The organism is Streptomyces roseoviridis (genome assembly GCF_039535235.1).
GTDB classification, from domain to species: domain Bacteria; phylum Actinomycetota; class Actinomycetes; order Streptomycetales; family Streptomycetaceae; genus Streptomyces; species Streptomyces roseoviridis.
Window position 1 is genome coordinate 3,471,282 of the sequence record NZ_BAAAWU010000001.1, and the last position, 15,087, is coordinate 3,486,368.

A 15,087-nucleotide genomic window follows, 5' to 3' on the forward strand; every position below is an offset into this window, starting at 1 on the left:
GACGAGAAGTGTGACCGAGTTACATTTTTTACCGAGTTCGCTTCCGGGCTCCTCGAACCGGCTCGTCCGCGAGGCCCTGCGCGAGCCGCCGGAACGCCAGCCGCGTCGCCGCCACCGCCCCCGGCAGCACCTCCTCGACCCGCTCGCCCGCCGAGATCCGCCGCACGTTGTCCTCCGCGAGCACCCGCAGCACCGCCACCACCTGCGCCGCCGCCAGCCGGGACGCCAGCGGATCGGCCCCGCCCAGCGCCTCCGCCAAAAGCTCCTCCGAGCGCCGCTGGTAGGCGTGCATGCGCGCGACCAGCGCCGGAGTGCCGTACAGCAGGCGCAGGAAGGCGAGCACCGCCGGCGCGTCGTTGAGGCCCGTCACCGGGTCGCGCCGCTCCAGCCCCGCGAGCACGTGGTCGCGCAGCGCGTCCAGCGGCGGCACCCCGGCCTCCCGACCCGCCGTCACCACCCGGGCCGGCTCGTCCTGGTGGTCCGCGAACCGGTGAAGGACCAGGTCCTCCTTGGCCGGGAAGTAGCGGAACAGGGTCGGCTTGGACACCTCGGCCGCCGCCGCGATCTCCGCGACCGACACCGCGTCGAACCCCTTCTCCAGGAAGAGCTCCACCGCGGTCTCGGACAGGACCTGCCGCGTCCGCTCCTTCTTCAGCTCCCGCAGCCCGCCCACGACACCCTCACCCACTCTCGATCAGAAGATGTCCATACTCCACGGCCGCAGCGGCGTCCGCAGCAGCAGGTCCGCCCGGGCCGCCGCGCCCGCCACGGCCTCCTCGATCCGGCCCAGCGCGACGAGCCGCACCACCGACTCGTCACCGAACGCCAGCGGCGCCAGGTCCGCCACGTCCAGGACCAGATCGGCCGGCGCGGCCGTCGGCGCCACGGACGCCCCCTCGGGGGACGCCTCCAGCAGGTACCGGCCGCCCGCGAGGCCGGCCGTGTCCTTCACGTCCAGGACGAGGCTGCCCTCCGTCACGTACGTCCGCGGCCCGAACACCTTCGCCACGTCCAGGACCCGCAGCCACAGCATGTCGGCGTGCGTCACGACCCGCGCCGCCCGCGGGTCGGGCAGCAGCAGCGGCAGGACGTCGTCGGGGGCCCGGTAGCCCGTCCGCACCCGGGTGACCCAGTCGACCGAGCACACGTACCGCCACAGCGCCCGCTCGGCGGCGGGGGTGACCGCGACCAGATCGCGCACGCTCACCGTGTTGACCGGCTGCTTGGCGTCGTTCCACTTGTCGTCCGCGCCGTACGCGACGAAGCCCTCGGCCTCGCCCGACTCCGAGCGGTAGACGGCGTAGAACGGCTCGGTCCACGGATCGGGGCTGTACGCGTTGCCGGTGCCGACGTCCCAGCCGCGGGCCGTGCGGTTCGTGACGCCGGCCCGCCGGGCCGCGAGCCGGCGGTGCAGCTCCGGGCCCTCCTTGCGGATCTCGGCGCCGTCCGCCAGGTCGATCCGGCCGCCGTCCTCGTCCGCCGGAACCGGCCGGCGGCGGTCGAAGCCGGCCCGGGTCAGGTCGACGGCCCACTCGGTGGCCCATGTCGCCACGCCGAAGCCGAAACGGCCGTAGATCGGATACTCGGCGGCGATCAGCGTCGCGCAGGCGTCACCCCGCTCCTTCGCCGCCGCCAGGTCGGCCGTCATCATGCGGCCGAGCAGTCCGCGCCTGCGGTGGGTCGGGGACACCGTGACGCCGGTGACGGCGTCCGCCGCCAGATCCGCGCCGCCGACGGTGCTCACCCGCTGCGCGAACGACTGGAAGGTCGCGACGACCCGGCCCCGGTCGAAGACCCCCTGCGTCCGGGACAGATCGGTGTGCGGAAGCCGGTCCGCGACCTCCTCGTCCGGCACCACCGGCGGCCGCAGGAACCCGACCCGCCGGGCCCGCTGCCAGTCCTTGAACTCCGACTCTTCGATCGCCCGCACCTCGAAATCCATCCTTCGAGGCTAGGCGGGCGGCCCCGATTGCCGCACCCGAGTTTCGACGCGCCCTCGGCGCGCCGCTCGGACCGGGACCGGGCCCACGGCGCGGCTCAGGCCAGCAGGTCGTCGACCTGCGCCTCGCCCTCCCGGTAGCGGCGGGCGATCTCCGCGCTGCAGTCGTCCGCGGTCCGCTGGAGCTCCTGCCGGCGCCGCGACACCTGCTGCTCGTAGCCCGCGAGGCGCCCCATCGCCGCGTGCAGCTCCTCGTCCGTACGGGCCGTCAGGTCCGACAGCTCGACCTCGGACAGCATCTCGGCCGCGAGCCGCCGGTACTCCTCGCTGCGCGGCGTCGACAGCGTCACGTGCCGCGCCGAGCGCGCCACCGCCCCGGGCCGTGACGGCGTGTCCGCGAGGATCTCCGAGAGCCGGTCGAGCACCGGGGCCTCCGGATCGCTGCGCCGCGCCAGCTCCGCCCGCAGGATGTCGATCCGCCCCTGCAGCATCCTCCGCACGTAGCTGAGATCGGCCTCGTCGCCCTGCGCCTCGCGGCGCAGCGCCCGCAGCTCGGGCAGCCGCAGCGCGGCCAGGTCCGGCTGCGGCCGGTCCGGCAGATCCGGCTCGGCGGTCCGCTGGACGGGCGGCCGCCCGACGGAGCCTCCGGCACGGGTCAGCGGTACGGGACCGGACGGCGTGTGCCCGGCGCCAGATGCGCTCATGTGTATCGTCCCCTCGACCGGTGCGGAACCGCACCGCCTGACAGGCATGGTGCCACTCCCGCACCGGCCGACGCAGGCCGTCTGCACCCGTTCGGCCCCGCACACATCCGCTCGGTAGGTTGGTCCGCATGCGAGCAGTGGTGCAGAGGGTCGACGGCGCGAGCGTCGTCGTCGCAGGGGAGACCGTCGGTGAGATCACCGGCGAAGGGCTGTGCGTCCTGGTCGGGGTGACCCATGACGACACTCCCGAGAAGGCCGCGCAATTGGCCAGAAAGCTCTGGTCCGTCCGGGTGCTGGACGGAGAGAAGTCGTGCTCCGACGTCAACGCGCCGCTGCTGGTGATCTCCCAGTTCACCCTCTACGGAGACGCCCGCAAGGGCCGCCGCCCCACCTGGAACGCGGCCGCGCCCGGCCCGGTCGCCGAACCCCTCGTGGACGAGGTGGTCGCCCGGCTGCGCGCGCTCGGCGCGCACGTGGAGACGGGCCGGTTCGGAGCGGACATGCGCGTGTCGCTCACGAACCACGGCCCGTTCACGGTCCTGCTGGAGGTCTGACCGGGGTCCCGGTTCGGACCGGGATCCCGGGCCCCTCGGGGCGTGGCGCCGAGCGGGGGCGGGCTCGCCCTAGGGCTCGACGACGGTCTCCTGCGCGGCGGCCGTCGTCCCCGCGACGAGATCGGCGTCCACCGGCACGTTCCGCTTCACCAGCGCCAGCGCGATCGGCCCCAGCTCGTGGTGGCGCACCGCCGTCGTGACGAAGCCCAGCTGACGGCCCTCGGGGCCGTCGGCGGCCAGCCGCAGGGGCGTACCGGGAGCGGGCAGGTGCACCTCGCTGCCGTCCAGGTGCAGGAAGACCAGGCGGCGCGGCGGCTTGCCCAGGTTCTGCACCCGGGCGACGGTCTCCTGGCCGCGGTAGCAGCCCTTCTGGAGGTGCACGGCGCTGCCGATCAGACCGATCTCGTGCGGGATGGTCCGGTGGTCGGTCTCGAAGCCGAGCCGCGGCCGGTGAGCCTCCACCCGCAGCGCCTCGTACGCGAGGATGCCGGCGGCCGGGCCGTGCGAGGCCGCGAACGCCTCCAGGCCGCCCCGCGGCAGGAACAGCTCCCGGCCGTGCGCCGTCTCCCGTACGACCACGCCGTCCGGCACCGGGGCGATGGACCCGGCCGGCAGGTGGACGACCGCGAAGTCCTCGGTGCGGTCGGCGACCTCGACCCGGTAGAAGAACTTCATCGACTCCAGGTACGCGATGAGCTCGGCCTGCGTGCCCGGCTCGACGTGCGCCCAGACCGTCTCGCCGTCGTCGACCAGGTACAGCGCGTGCTCGATGTGCCCGTTGGCGGACAGGATCAGGGCCTCGGTGGCCCGGCCGGCCGGCAGATCGCTGACGTGCTGGGTGAGCAGCAGGTGCAGCCAGCTCAGCCGGTCGTGGCCGGTGACGGTCACGACACCGCGGTGCGACAGGTCGACGAAACCGGTGCCGTCGGCGAGGGACCGCTGCTCGCGGAACAGGTCGCCGTAGTGCGCGGCGACACCTTCGTCACGTCCTTCGGCGGGGACGGCGCCGGGCAGGGACAGCAGAGGGCTCTTCATGGGAAAAGCCTACGACCCGGCGGCGGTGTCCTTCGTGGCGCAGCCCTGACAACGGCCGAAGATCGCGAAGTGCTTCATGTCGGTCTCGAAGCCGAAGGTCTCGCGGAGCTTCCCGGTGAACTCCGCGGCCACCTCCACGTCCGCCTCGATGACCTCGGCGCAGTCCCGGCAGACCAGGTGCAGGTGGTGGTGCCGGTCGGCGAGGTGATAGGTCGGCGCGCCGTGCCCCAAATGGGCGTGGCTGACCAGACCGAGCTCCTCCAGGAGCTCCAGGGTCCGGTAGACGGTGGAGATGTTGATCCCGGCGGCGGTCTTGCGCACCTCGCCGAGGATGTCGTCCGGGGTCGCGTGCTCCAGCGCGTCCACGGCCTCCAGGACAAGCTGGCGCTGAGGCGTCAGCCGGTAGCCGCGCTGCCTCAGGTCGCTCTTCCAGTCGGTGCTCACCACGCCCCCAGTGTATGAGGGCGCGGTGGGGGCGGTCCACGGTCCTTCTCCCCCGGCCTAGCGGAAGAAGGCGATGCCGTCGTCCGGCATGTCGGGGAGGTTGCGCGCCATCTCGGCGACCTCCTCGGGCGTGACGACCTTCTTCAGGTGCGCCGACATGTACGGCCGCAGCGGGACCTCGGGGGTGGACTTCTCGCCCACCCACATCAGGTCGCTCTTGACGTAGCCGTAGAGCCGCTTGCCACCGCTGTACGGGCCGGAGGCCGCGGTGCGCGCGACGGCGTCCGTCGCCAGGTCGATCTGGGGCTTCTGGTCGGCGAGCTCGCCGTACCAGACCTCGACGATGCCCTGGTCGCGGACCATGACGACCTCGACCTTGCGGTCCTTGTCGATGCGCCAGTAACCGCTCTCGGTCTCCAGCGGGCGGACCTTGTTGCCGTCGGCGTCCAGGACCCAGGAGTGCGAGTGGTACTCGAGGAAGTCCCGGCCGTCGTGGCTGAAGGTCACGGACTGGCCGAAGTTGCACTTCTCGGCGCCGGGGAAGTCGGAGACGCCCGCGCCCTCCCACGTGCCCAGCAGGAACGCGAGGGGGACGAGGCCCGGGTTGAGGTCGGACGGGATCTCGATCATGAGCAGCTCAGACGATCTGTGTAGGTCCGGAGACGTCGGGGGTTCAGCGCTGGCCCTGGTACAGCTTCTTCACGGTCAGACCGGCGAAGGCGAGGACCGCGACGCAGACGAGCGCCAGCAGGACTTCGAAAAAGACGATCACTTGGTGCTCCTCGGTGAGCGGTGAAGGCGGAACGGGCCGGACCCCAGCTTAGTGGGCGGGAGCCCGGCCCTCGCGGTGAGGTGGGTCTCGCGGCGCGGACGCGGGTCGGCGCCGGCGCCCGGCCGCGCAGCCGGTCGTGCGGGCTCGCCGTGACGGGTCCCGCCCTCGTCCCCCGCCCCCGTCCCGCCTGACCCGCGTGACCGCGAGGAGTGCGTGAGCTCGCCGCACTCCCCATTACAGTTCGGCCTATGGCGAAGAAGCTCGTGATCAAGGTGACCGCCGGGGCGGACGCCCCCGAACGCTGCTCCCAGGCCTTCACGGTGGCCGCCGTCGCCGTCGCGAGCGGCGTCGAGGTCTCGCTCTGGCTGACCGGCGAGTCCTCGTGGTTCGCCCTCCCGGGCCGCGCGGCCGAGTTCGAGCTCCCGCACGCCGCGCCGCTCCCCGACCTGATCGACTCGATCCTGGCCGCGGGCCGCGTCACCCTGTGCACCCAGTGCGCCGCACGCCGCGAGATCACCGAGGCCGACGTCCTCGACGGCGTCCGCATCGCGGGCGCCCAGGTCTTCGTCCAGGAGGCGATGTCCGAGGACACGCAGGCGCTCGTCTACTAGGCGACGCCCGGGCCGCGGTTCCCGGGCCGCGGTTCCCGGGCCGCGGCTCTTCGATCAGGAGTCGAGCACGGCGGCGACGGCTTCGATCTCGACGAGCTGGCCGTCGTAGCCGAGCACGGTGACGCCCATCAGGGTGCTGGGCACGTCGTGGTCGCCGAACGCGTCCCGGACGACCCCCCACGCCGTCACCAGGTCCTCCCGCCGGTGAGAGGCGACGAGAACGCGGGTGCTGATGACGTCGCGCAGTGACGCGCCCGCGTCCGCCAGGGCGGTCCGCATGTTCTCCACGGCCCTGGCCGCCTGCCCCGCGACGTCCCCGACCGCCGCGGTGGAGCCGTCCTCGTTCAGAGGACACGCTCCGGCCAGGAAGACCAACCGTGCCTCGGCCGGGGCGGTGGCCGCGTAGGCGTACTCCGCGACGTCGGACAGGGACGCGGAGCGGATCAAGGTGACGGCACGCGGCACGGCGGCTTCCTTCCACAGCGGTTCCGGGACTCCCGGAAGCTTCTCAAGGTCCGGCTCCGCGTTCGACGTGTTTTCCCGGCCCGCCGGCTCCCGTCACGGCCGGCGCCGTCCCCCGCCGGGCCCTCGCGGGGCCTTCAGGAGTCGCGGCGCTTCCTGCCGTCCAGCTCGTCCCACCACTCGTCCGACCGGGGGTCGCCCGACGGGTCGTCCCACCAGCGGTCGTCCGGGCCCCGGCGGTTCGCGATCACCGCGGCGACCGGCGGGATGACCATGGCGGCCAGGCACATGGCGACGGCCGCCGGCACCGACCACAGGCGCACGACGGCCCAGGCGCCCACGAAGAGGGCCAGGCAGACGCCCATCATCCAGAAGTAGACACGCCGACGCCGTGCGTACACGTCTTCAGCGTACGACCGGCCGGCACGCGCGGACAGCCGTGCGCGGGCAGACCGGAGGGCCGTGCCTCGAGTCCTGGAAATGGCGTCCAACCCCCCAGGAGGCACGGCCCTCCGGCCGTTCGGGTGCCGCTGGTCAGACCGCGATCGCGACCTCCGCGAGGCCGCCCTGCTGGGCGACGACCTGGCGGTCGGCGGAGCCGCCCGGGACCAGGGCGCGGACGGTCCACGTGCCCTCGGCCGCGTAGAAGCGGAACTGGCCGGTGGCGGAGGTCGGGACCTCCGCGGTGAACTCGCCGGTCGAGTCCAGGAGGCGGACGTAACCGGTGACGGGCTGGCCGTCCTTGGTCACGTAGCCCTGGATGGTGGTCTCACCGGGCTTGATCGTCGAGGCGTCGGGCCCGCCGGGCTGCGCTCCACACATGATGGGGAATCCTTACGGTCGAGGGGTCCGGAGAAGGGGAGGTCCGGGGGGACTTACTTGGCGGGGCCGAGCTCGATCGGCACGCCGACGAGGGAGCCGTACTCGGTCCACGAGCCGTCGTAGTTCTTGACGTTCTCGACGCCGAGCAGCTCGTGCAGCACGAACCAGGTGAGCGCGGAGCGCTCGCCGATGCGGCAGTAGGCGACGGTGTCCTTCGCCAGGTCGACGTCCTCGGCCTCGTACAGGGCCTTGAGCTCGTCGTCCGACTTGAAGGTGCCGTCGTCGTTGGCGTTCTTCGACCACGGGATGTTCTTGGCGCTCGGCACGTGGCCCGGGCGCTGCGACTGCTCCTGCGGGAGGTGGGCCGGGGCGAGGAGCTTGCCGGAGAACTCGTCGGGCGAACGGACGTCGACCAGGTTCTGGGTGCCGATCGCGGCCACGACGTCGTCGCGGAAGGCGCGGATCGAGGTGTCCTGGGCCTGGGCCTTGTACTCGGTCGCCGGGCGGTTCGGGACCTCGGAGCCGTCGACCAGGTCGCGGGAGTCGAGCTCCCACTTCTTGCGGCCGCCGTCGAGGAGCTTGACGTCCTGGTGGCCGTAGAGCTTGAAGTACCAGTAGGCGTAGGACGCGAACCAGTTGTTGTTGCCGCCGTAGAGGACGACGGTGGTGTCGTTGGCGATGCCCTTCGCCGAGAGGAGCTTCTCGAAGCCCTCCTGGTCGATGAAGTCACGGCGGACCGGGTCCTGGAGGTCCTTCGTCCAGTCGATCCGGATGGCGTTCTTGATGTGGTTCTTGTCGTACGCCGAGGTGTCCTCGTCGACCTCGACGATGGCGACCTTCGGGTTGTCGAGGTTGGCCTCGACCCAATCGGCGTCGACCAGGACGTCGCTGCGAGCCATGCTTCTTCTCCTCCGGGGCAGTGTGCGGCGGTGTCGTGCGGGGTGGTGCGGGTACGCCTCGGCCCGGGGGGTCGACGGCGTACGGCTGCGCGAGTACGGCCCCGACATCACGTCGTAGGGCCTGGGAATCCGAGGAATACGGGCGCTGTGGACGGCGTCCCGCTCAGACGGAGCGACAGAGCATGGCGGCGACGCGGCACAGGTCTACTGCCCGCCGCTTCGTGAGTTCCGCCTGTCGCTTCATGCGGACGATCGTAGGGACGGACGGGCGGCCGTGTCACCGGTGTGTCGTATTTTGAGACGCGATCGTCCGGCATGCGGGATAGAAGACGGCTGCGGGCCCGCGCCGGAGAGGATGGACACGGCGCACGGGCCTGGGCATCTGCCTGTCGGACGGCCGTGTCTCAGATGGTGATCAGCCGGTGGGAAACGGGGACGTGGCGGCGTGCTCAGCCGGCCGACAGGACCACGTCGCGGCCGGTCACCGTCACCGCGAGACCGTCCTGGCGCGCCTCGACCTTCGTCAGCCGCATGCCCTTCGGTAGGCCCTCGATCCGCCGGTCGAAGTCGGTGCGGGCGCGCACCATGTCCTCCAGACCCGGGATGCCCTCGCCCGGCACCTCGTCGGCCCGCACCCGGAGGGTGTCGCCGTCCACCAGGGTCACCGTGGACAGCACGCTGCGGGTCAGCGTCCGGCCCAGGAACCGCACCCCGCCGGTGACCTTCAGCTTGCCGTCGCCGCCGTACTCGACGGTGGCCTCCCGGCCCGAGGCGGCGGCCAGGTCACGGTAGGAGATCAACGCGGTGCCGTCGGCCGTGCCGGCCCGCTCGATCGCGTGGTCCGGGCCCAGCGTGACGTCACGGAGGTCGGCGGTCAGCTCGCCGATGCGCACCGGTCGGCCGCCGGCGGTCGCCCGGAAGCCGGTCACCCGCACCTCGACCTCGTCGAGACGCCGGTCCATGACCTGGGTCAGGAACGGGAAGCCGTGGATGTCCACCTCGGTGGACTCCGCCTTGCCGGTGCCGAGCCGCACGCCCTCGGCCGCCTCCGACTCCGCGTACCCGACGGCGATCCGGTCCGCGCCGACGAACAGCCCCCCGAGCACGACGGCCACGATCAGCACGATCCGCAGTGCTCGCATGTGCTTGGTCCCCCCGAGACGAGTCCGGCCGACGAATCCGGCCCTCCGACACAAGATCGACGTGTCGGAGGGCCGGTCGGTTCCCGAGCGGCTCGGGGGCGCCGTGAGGCGGGCCGCTACGCGAGCGCCCTGCCCAGCAGGTACACGGCCGGGACGGCGGCGGTCAGCGGCAGCGCGACACCGGCCGTCATGTGGACGAACCTGGACGGGTAGTCGTAGGCGGCCACCCGCAGCCCGACCAGGGCACACACCCCGGCGCCCAGACCGAGCAGCGCGCCGCCCGTGCCGAGGCCGGTGAACCCGCCTGCCGCGACGCCCGCTCCGGCGGCGGCGAGCAGGGCGACGACCACGGACACCGGTCCGGGCAGCGGGACGGCCCGGGCGAGGACCGCCGCGGCGACCGCGGCCCCGCCGACGACCACGGCGTCCGGCTCGGCGCCGAGGTGACCGGCGGCCAGCACCGCGAGCGCCGCCGAGACGACGGTCGCCATCAGGCCGTACATCCTCTCGTCCGGGTCGGCGTGGCTGCGCAGCTGGAGCACCAGGGTGAGCAGCACCCAGACGCCGAGCGTGCCGATGATCGCGGCGGGCGCGTGCTCGCGGCCGGCGGCGAGCAGCGCCGCGTCGGCCGTGACACCGCCGAGGAAGGCGAGCGCGATGCCCTGGCGGGCGGGCCACATGCCGTTGAGCCGGAACCAGCCGGCGGCGGTGACGGCCTGGAGCAGGACCAGCGGCACGAGCAGCGCGTACGGGCCGACGGCCGCGCCCGCGGCGAGCAGCAGCCCGAGCAGGGCCGTCAGGGCGGCCGGCTGCATCCCCGGGTCGATGATCGGCGACCGGCCCTCGGCGCGGGCCCGCTGGGCGTCGGTGATCCGGGTGTTGCCCGCGGTGGTGGGCGAGGAGTACGCGGGCCCGTCGCCCGGCCCGGCCTCGACCGTCACGGCCGGAGCCGCGACGGGGGCCGGCGGTTCGTACGCCGCGCTCTCGTACGCGGGAGCCTCGTACGCCGGGGCCTCGTACGCCGGGGCGGGAGCCGTCTCGTACGCCGGGGCCCGGCCCGGGGCCTCGTGGCCCGGCGGGTAGGCCGCCCTGGGCGGGTGGACCGTCTCCGGGGGCAGCGGGTGGCCGCCGGTCCGCGGGCCGTACGCGCCCTGGGGCGGCAGGTGCGCCGTGTCGTACGGGACGGGGGCCTCGGGCGGGGCGGCCTGCGGGCTCACCGTCGGCTGGTACTGGGTGTCCCAGGTCTGGCCCTGCCACGTCTGGGTGACGTTCGGGTCGTACGGCTGACCGCCGCGCGGCTCGTACGGGTACTGCTGGTCACTGCTCATGGTGTGCCGTTCACCCTCCTGCGAACGGGGGGAGCACCTCGACCGTGCCGCCCTCCGCCAGCCGTACCGTCTCATGCGCGCGCGTGCCGACGGGATCGCCGTCGATCAGGAACGAGCAGCGCTGGAGGACCCGCACCAGCTCACCGGGGTGCCGCTCACGGGCCGCGTCCAGCGCCTCCGCGAGGGTCTCGGCGGCGTACGGCTCCTCGGCGACTCCGGCGGCGGCCTTCGCCGCGGCCCAGTAGCGGATGGTTCCCGCTGCCATAGCGGCACTCCTCTCGTTCGTGTGCGCGCCGCCCCCCATGATGGGCCATGGCCCGCGGCGGCCGTTCTACGGCCGGACGAGCCAGGCCCCGAGCCGGTCGAGCAGCCCGTCGTCCGCCGCGTTCTCGGCGTGGCCCATGCCCCGCTCCAGCCACAGCTCGGCCGTGCCTTCGGGGGCCGCCGCGAGGAGGCTGTGCGGGTGGTCGACGGGGAAGTACGGGTCGCGGTCGCCGTGCACCACCAGGAGCGGCGTCGGCGCGATCAGCGGAACCGCCTCCACCGGCGACAGCGGCACCGGGTCCCAGTCCCGGTGGTGGATCCGGGTGCCCAGGCCGTAGCGGCCGACCAGCCGGCCCACCGGACGGGTGATCACCCAGTGGACGCGGCGCATCGACGGCGTCCCCCGGTAGTACCAGCGGGCCGGGGCGGACACGGCGGCGACGGCGTCGGTGCGGGCCTCCGCGCCGCGCTCCAGGGCGGCGTGCCGCAGGACGACCGAGCCGCCCATGGAGAAGCCGACCGTCACCACGCGCGCGTGGCCGAGTTCACGGGCCCAGCGGACCGCCGCCGACAGGTCGAGCACCTCGCGGTCGCCGACGGTGGAACGGCCGCCCGAGCGGCCGTGGCCGCGGAAGGAGAAGGTGACGACGTCGGCGTGGCGGCGCAGGACCCGGGCGGCGCGCCGCAGCGCGGGCCGGTCGACCGAGCCGGTGAACCCGTGTGCCACGACGATCGCCGTGGCGGCCGCCGCATCGGTGACGGCGGCCGTGCGCGGTTCGAAGAACGCCTCGATCCGGACGTCGTCCTCGGTACGGAGAACGGCGCGGCGGGGTACGGAAGTGAGCCAGGAAACATCCACCATGTGAAATCGACCCTCTGCCGCGGAAGTCATGTGGGCTATTCTGCTGGCGGAGGATCCGGGCAACGCAGCCCCCGGGTCCTTTTGTGTTTTCCGACCGTTGTTACGACCGGATGAACAAACGCTCTCAGGGCGCGAGAGTGGTACGCAGACGTCCTCGCAGGGACCGAGGAGGAACCGACGTCATGGACGAGCGAACGACGCACGACCGAGCGGTGAGCCGGTCGACGACCCGGGCAGGTGGGTCGCGATGAGCTCACTGCTGCTCCTCACCAACGCCCTGCAGCCGTCGACCGAGGTGCTTCCGGCACTCGGCCTGCTGCTCCACAACGTGCGCGTGGCGCCCGCGGAGGGCCCGGCCCTCGTGGACACCCCGGGCGCCGACGTGATCCTCGTCGACGGCCGGCGGGACCTGCCGCAGGTGCGCTCGCTGTGCCAGCTGCTGCGGTCCACGGGCCCCGGCTGTCCGCTGATCCTGGTCGTGACGGAGGGCGGTCTCGCGGCCGTCACCGCGGACTGGGGCATCGACGACGTGCTGCTCGACACCGCCGGGCCGGCCGAGGTGGAGGCGCGGCTGCGCCTGGCCATGGGCCGGCAGCAGATCACGGCCGACGACTCCCCGATGGAGATCCGCAACGGTGACCTGTCGGTGGACGAGGCGACGTACAGCGCCAAGCTGAAGGGCCGGGTCCTGGACCTGACCTTCAAGGAGTTCGAGCTGCTCAAGTACCTGGCCCAGCACCCGGGCCGGGTCTTCACCCGCGCCCAGCTCCTCCAGGAGGTGTGGGGCTACGACTACTTCGGCGGCACCCGGACGGTCGACGTCCACGTGCGGCGGCTGCGGGCGAAGCTCGGGCCCGAGCACGAGTCGCTGATCGGCACCGTGCGGAACGTCGGCTACCGGTTCGTCACGCCGGAGAAGGTGGAGCGGGCCGCCGAGGAGGCGCGGGCGAAGGAGGGGGCGCGCGTCAAGGGCACCACGCGGGAACTCACTCCTGTGGAGGACCGCTGACGTGGCACATGCCACAGTCCGACCTGCCGGTAGGTAGGTCCCCCCCGCGTAGACTGCCGCGCGTGGCCAAGGTGACGCGGGATGACGTAGCGCGACTGGCGGGTACTTCGACCGCGGTCGTGAGTTACGTCATCAACAACGGACCCCGGCCGGTCGCCCCGGCCACGCGCGAGCGTGTCCTCGCCGCCATCAAGGAGCTGGGGTACCGCCCGGACCGGGTGGCCCAGGCGATGGCGTCGCGCCGCACCGACCTCATAGGCATGGTGGTCCCGGACGCGCGGCAGCCCTTCTTCGCGGAGATGGCGCACGCGGTCGAGCAGGCCGCCGCCGAGCGCGGGAAGATGGTGCTGGTCGGGAACTCCGACTACCGGACCGAGCGCGAGATCCACTATCTGCGGGCCTTCCTCGGCATGCGGGTCTCCGGGCTGATCCTGGTCAGCCAGGGCATGAGCGAGCAGGCCGCGAGTGAGATCGAGGCGTGGGACGCGCGGGTGGTGCTGCTGCACGAGCGGCCCGAGGCGATCGACGACGTGGCCGTCGTGACGGACGACATCGGCGGCGCGCAGCTCGCCACCCGGCACCTGCTGGAGCACGGTCACCCGTACGTGGCGTGCATGGGCGGCATCCCGAACACCCCCGCGGTGGGCGACCCGGTCGCGGACCACGAGGAGGGCTGGCGCCGGGCCATGCTGGAGGCGGGCCTGTCGATCGAGGGCCGGCTCTTCCAGGCCCCGTACAACCGCTACGACGCCTACAAGGTCGCGCTCGAGGTGCTGTCGGGACCGGACCGGCCGCCGGCGATCTTCTGCTCGACGGACGACCAGGCCTTCGGCGTGCTGCGGGCCGCCCGCGAGCTGCGGATCGACGTGCCGACGGAGCTGGCCGTGGCGGGCTTCGACGACGTGAAGGAGGCGGCGCTGTCCGACCCGCCGCTGACCACGGTCTACTCGGACCGCCCGGCGATGGCGAGGGCGGCGGTGGACCTGGTCCTCGACGACTCGCTGCGGGTGGCGGGCTCGCGGCGGGAGCGGGTGAAGCAGTTCCCGTCGGCGCTGATCGTGCGCCGCTCCTGCGGCTGCGGCTGACCTTTCCGCAGTCGCGGGACCACCCGTCTTTATTTCGGGCATACAGGCTTCTGTCGGGCTTCTCAGCCCGTCCTCAGACGGTTCTCATCCACGGCTCCGAGAGTCGTGGTCATGACGGACCACACGCAGCCCCAGCCGCAGCAGCCGTACTATCCGCCGCGTCCCCCGTACGACCCCACGCAGCCGGTCACGACCGGCCCGGGGACGACGATCTGGCCGTCCGGCGGCCACGTACCGCCGCCCGCCCCGGGTCCCGCCCCGGCCCCTGCCGCGCACCGCAGGGCCCGGCGCGGCGTCGGTCTCCTGGCGGCCGTCGCGATCGCCGCGGCGGCGGTCGGCGGCGGGACCGCGACCCTGGTCGAGCGGTGGACGGCCGACGGCGCCACGGCCGCGACGGGCGCCGTGAGCGGCACGAACGTGTCGGCGAGCAACAGGGGCACGGTCGCCCAAGTCGCCCAGGCCGTGTCCCCGTCCATCGTGGAGATCTCCGCGAGCTCGGACTCCGGCAGGTCCACCGGCTCGGGCGTGATCCTCACCTCCGACGGCGAGATCGTCACCAACAACCACGTGGTCTCCGGCGCCTCCACGGTCACGGTGCGCACCTCCGACGGCAAGACCCACCGGGCCCGGGTCGTCGGCACGGACCCCGCCAAGGACCTGGCGCTGATCAAGCTGGAGGGCGCCTCCGGTCTGAAGGCGGCCACGCTCGGCGACTCCTCCAAGGTGCGGGTGGGCGACGAGGTCGTGGCGATCGGCTCCCCCGAGGGCCTGACCGGCACCGTCACGAGCGGCATCGTCTCGGCCCTCGACCGGGACGTGACCGTCGCCAAGGACGACGGCCGGGGCCAGGGACAGCAGTACGACCCGCGGGAGGGCTGGCCGTTCGAGTTCGGCGGGCAGCGGTTCAACGGCGACACGGGCTCGTCGAAGACCACCTACAAGGCGATCCAGACGGACGCCTCGCTCAATCCCGGTAATTCCGGCGGCGCGCTGATCAATATGAACGGCGAGATCATCGGCATCAATTCGGCCATGTACGCGCCCGGTTCGGCGAACGGTTCCACGGCCGGAAGCGTCGGTCTCGGATTCGCGATCCCCGTGAACACCCTCAAGGCCGACCTGGACGACCTGCGTGCGGGCGGTGCCTCCTGAACG

The 15,087-nt window shown here is 72.9% G+C and carries 20 protein-coding genes; 5 read left to right on the forward strand and 15 right to left on the reverse strand.

Translation table 11 applies throughout. The features are described 5' to 3' along the window. Nucleotides 1-28: 28 nt before the first annotated feature. The 3 genes from ABD954_RS15690 to ABD954_RS15700 all read right to left on the reverse strand — a co-directional run bounded on the left by ABD954_RS15690 (nt 29) and on the right by ABD954_RS15700 (nt 2,643). Nucleotides 29-688 carry a TetR/AcrR family transcriptional regulator gene (locus ABD954_RS15690; RefSeq protein ID WP_345486656.1) on the reverse strand — a complete coding sequence of 220 codons (660 nt, stop codon included), beginning with the start codon at nt 686-688 and terminating at the stop codon, nt 29-31. Between the two features lie 6 nt (nt 689-694). Beyond that, nucleotides 695-1,942, reverse strand: a complete 1,248-nt coding sequence (locus ABD954_RS15695; protein WP_345486657.1) for a GNAT family N-acetyltransferase — start codon at nt 1,940-1,942, stop codon at nt 695-697. Between the two features lie 95 nt (nt 1,943-2,037). Further along, a complete protein-coding gene (locus tag ABD954_RS15700; RefSeq protein ID WP_345486658.1) occupies nt 2,038-2,643 on the reverse strand; it encodes an RsiG family protein in 606 nt (201 codons plus the stop codon). A 128-nt stretch (nt 2,644-2,771) separates the two neighbouring features. Here ABD954_RS15700 and dtd point away from each other — a divergent pair, with 128 nt between their 5' ends. Then, on the forward strand, nt 2,772-3,197 hold the full coding sequence (gene dtd, locus ABD954_RS15705; RefSeq protein ID WP_345486659.1) for a D-aminoacyl-tRNA deacylase: 426 nt from the start codon (nt 2,772-2,774) through the stop codon (nt 3,195-3,197). A 69-nt stretch (nt 3,198-3,266) separates the two neighbouring features. Here the strand turns inward: dtd and ygfZ are convergent, their stop codons facing one another. Genes ygfZ through ABD954_RS15720 form a run of 3 tightly spaced genes read right to left on the reverse strand, consistent with a single transcriptional unit; the run spans nt 3,267 to nt 5,306 of the window. Next, entirely contained in the window at nt 3,267-4,232 is a 966-nt protein-coding gene (ygfZ, locus tag ABD954_RS15710) for a CAF17-like 4Fe-4S cluster assembly/insertion protein YgfZ (RefSeq protein ID WP_345486660.1), read from the reverse strand. Nucleotides 4,233-4,241: 9 nt separating this feature from the next. Beyond that, nucleotides 4,242-4,679: a Fur family transcriptional regulator gene (locus ABD954_RS15715; protein WP_345486661.1), complete on the reverse strand. Its 438-nt coding sequence runs from the start codon at nt 4,677-4,679 to the stop codon at nt 4,242-4,244. Nucleotides 4,680-4,733: 54 nt separating this feature from the next. After that, nucleotides 4,734-5,306, reverse strand: a complete 573-nt coding sequence (locus ABD954_RS15720; RefSeq protein WP_345486662.1) for a heme-binding beta-barrel domain-containing protein — start codon at nt 5,304-5,306, stop codon at nt 4,734-4,736. Between the two features lie 390 nt (nt 5,307-5,696). Between ABD954_RS15720 and ABD954_RS15725 the strand changes: the two genes are divergently transcribed. Then, nucleotides 5,697-6,059 carry a DsrE family protein gene (locus ABD954_RS15725; RefSeq protein ID WP_345486664.1) on the forward strand — a complete coding sequence of 121 codons (363 nt, stop codon included), beginning with the start codon at nt 5,697-5,699 and terminating at the stop codon, nt 6,057-6,059. Between the two features lie 54 nt (nt 6,060-6,113). On the opposite strand, the gene ABD954_RS15730 is transcribed toward ABD954_RS15725, so the two are convergent. From ABD954_RS15730 to ABD954_RS15765, 9 genes are all read right to left on the reverse strand, one after another. Further along, on the reverse strand, nt 6,114-6,524 hold the full coding sequence (locus tag ABD954_RS15730) for a RidA family protein (protein ID WP_345486665.1): 411 nt from the start codon (nt 6,522-6,524) through the stop codon (nt 6,114-6,116). Nucleotides 6,525-6,658: 134 nt separating this feature from the next. Then, nucleotides 6,659-6,958 carry a DUF3099 domain-containing protein gene (locus tag ABD954_RS15735; protein ID WP_345492215.1) on the reverse strand — a complete coding sequence of 100 codons (300 nt, stop codon included), beginning with the start codon at nt 6,956-6,958 and terminating at the stop codon, nt 6,659-6,661. A gap of 97 nt (nt 6,959-7,055) precedes the next feature. Continuing rightward, on the reverse strand, nt 7,056-7,343 hold the full coding sequence (locus ABD954_RS15740; protein ID WP_345486666.1) for a DUF1416 domain-containing protein: 288 nt from the start codon (nt 7,341-7,343) through the stop codon (nt 7,056-7,058). A gap of 53 nt (nt 7,344-7,396) precedes the next feature. Next, nucleotides 7,397-8,242 (reverse strand): sulfurtransferase, encoded by an 846-nt coding sequence (locus tag ABD954_RS15745; RefSeq protein WP_345486667.1) that lies wholly within the window; start codon nt 8,240-8,242, stop codon nt 7,397-7,399. A gap of 163 nt (nt 8,243-8,405) precedes the next feature. Beyond that, on the reverse strand, nt 8,406-8,486 hold the full coding sequence (locus ABD954_RS33630; RefSeq protein ID WP_352021666.1) for an Ms5788A family Cys-rich leader peptide: 81 nt from the start codon (nt 8,484-8,486) through the stop codon (nt 8,406-8,408). 205 nt (nt 8,487-8,691) lie between these two features. After that, nucleotides 8,692-9,384, reverse strand: a complete 693-nt coding sequence (locus ABD954_RS15750; protein WP_345486668.1) for an LmeA family phospholipid-binding protein — start codon at nt 9,382-9,384, stop codon at nt 8,692-8,694. Nucleotides 9,385-9,500: 116 nt separating this feature from the next. Then, on the reverse strand, nt 9,501-10,712 hold the full coding sequence (locus ABD954_RS15755) for a hypothetical protein (RefSeq protein WP_345486669.1): 1,212 nt from the start codon (nt 10,710-10,712) through the stop codon (nt 9,501-9,503). 10 nt (nt 10,713-10,722) lie between these two features. After that, the gene (locus ABD954_RS15760; protein ID WP_345486670.1) at nt 10,723-10,977 is read right to left on the reverse strand and encodes a MoaD/ThiS family protein; all 255 of its coding nucleotides are present in this window, start codon (nt 10,975-10,977) and stop codon (nt 10,723-10,725) included. Between the two features lie 66 nt (nt 10,978-11,043). Further along, nucleotides 11,044-11,868, reverse strand: coding sequence for an alpha/beta hydrolase (locus ABD954_RS15765; protein WP_382745549.1), 825 nt, complete (start codon nt 11,866-11,868; stop codon nt 11,044-11,046). A gap of 217 nt (nt 11,869-12,085) precedes the next feature. Here ABD954_RS15765 and ABD954_RS15770 point away from each other — a divergent pair, with 217 nt between their 5' ends. The 3 genes from ABD954_RS15770 (at nt 12,086) to ABD954_RS15780 (ending at nt 15,084) form a co-directional block, all read left to right on the forward strand. Continuing rightward, entirely contained in the window at nt 12,086-12,847 is a 762-nt protein-coding gene (locus ABD954_RS15770; protein ID WP_382745547.1) for a response regulator transcription factor, read from the forward strand. A gap of 62 nt (nt 12,848-12,909) precedes the next feature. Continuing rightward, nucleotides 12,910-13,932 carry a LacI family DNA-binding transcriptional regulator gene (locus ABD954_RS15775; protein ID WP_345486672.1) on the forward strand — a complete coding sequence of 341 codons (1,023 nt, stop codon included), beginning with the start codon at nt 12,910-12,912 and terminating at the stop codon, nt 13,930-13,932. A 111-nt stretch (nt 13,933-14,043) separates the two neighbouring features. Further along, a complete protein-coding gene (locus ABD954_RS15780; RefSeq protein WP_345486673.1) occupies nt 14,044-15,084 on the forward strand; it encodes a S1C family serine protease in 1,041 nt (346 codons plus the stop codon). The last annotated feature ends 3 nt before the right edge of the window (nt 15,085-15,087 follow it).

What these genes read in the sequence shown, in the direction of transcription:
- ABD954_RS15695 (WP_345486657.1), bottom strand. Translation starts at nt 1,942, where the DNA reads ATGGATTTCGAGGTGCGGGCGATCGAAGAGTCGGAGTTCAAGGACTGG.
- ABD954_RS15700 (WP_345486658.1), bottom strand. Translation starts at nt 2,643, where the DNA reads ATGAGCGCATCTGGCGCCGGGCACACGCCGTCCGGTCCCGTACCGCTG.
- dtd (WP_345486659.1), top strand. Translation starts at nt 2,772, where the DNA reads ATGCGAGCAGTGGTGCAGAGGGTCGACGGCGCGAGCGTCGTCGTCGCA.
- ygfZ (WP_345486660.1), bottom strand. Translation starts at nt 4,232, where the DNA reads ATGAAGAGCCCTCTGCTGTCCCTGCCCGGCGCCGTCCCCGCCGAAGGA.
- ABD954_RS15720 (WP_345486662.1), bottom strand. Translation starts at nt 5,306, where the DNA reads ATGATCGAGATCCCGTCCGACCTCAACCCGGGCCTCGTCCCCCTCGCG.
- ABD954_RS15725 (WP_345486664.1), top strand. Translation starts at nt 5,697, where the DNA reads ATGGCGAAGAAGCTCGTGATCAAGGTGACCGCCGGGGCGGACGCCCCC.
- ABD954_RS15740 (WP_345486666.1), bottom strand. Translation starts at nt 7,343, where the DNA reads ATGTGTGGAGCGCAGCCCGGCGGGCCCGACGCCTCGACGATCAAGCCC.
- ABD954_RS15745 (WP_345486667.1), bottom strand. Translation starts at nt 8,242, where the DNA reads ATGGCTCGCAGCGACGTCCTGGTCGACGCCGATTGGGTCGAGGCCAAC.
- ABD954_RS33630 (WP_352021666.1), bottom strand. Translation starts at nt 8,486, where the DNA reads ATGAAGCGACAGGCGGAACTCACGAAGCGGCGGGCAGTAGACCTGTGC.
- ABD954_RS15750 (WP_345486668.1), bottom strand. Translation starts at nt 9,384, where the DNA reads ATGCGAGCACTGCGGATCGTGCTGATCGTGGCCGTCGTGCTCGGGGGG.
- ABD954_RS15755 (WP_345486669.1), bottom strand. Translation starts at nt 10,712, where the DNA reads ATGAGCAGTGACCAGCAGTACCCGTACGAGCCGCGCGGCGGTCAGCCG.
- ABD954_RS15760 (WP_345486670.1), bottom strand. Translation starts at nt 10,977, where the DNA reads ATGGCAGCGGGAACCATCCGCTACTGGGCCGCGGCGAAGGCCGCCGCC.
- ABD954_RS15765 (WP_382745549.1), bottom strand. Translation starts at nt 11,868, where the DNA reads ATGACTTCCGCGGCAGAGGGTCGATTTCACATGGTGGATGTTTCCTGG.
- ABD954_RS15770 (WP_382745547.1), top strand. Translation starts at nt 12,086, where the DNA reads ATGAGCTCACTGCTGCTCCTCACCAACGCCCTGCAGCCGTCGACCGAG.
- ABD954_RS15780 (WP_345486673.1), top strand. Translation starts at nt 14,044, where the DNA reads ATGACGGACCACACGCAGCCCCAGCCGCAGCAGCCGTACTATCCGCCG.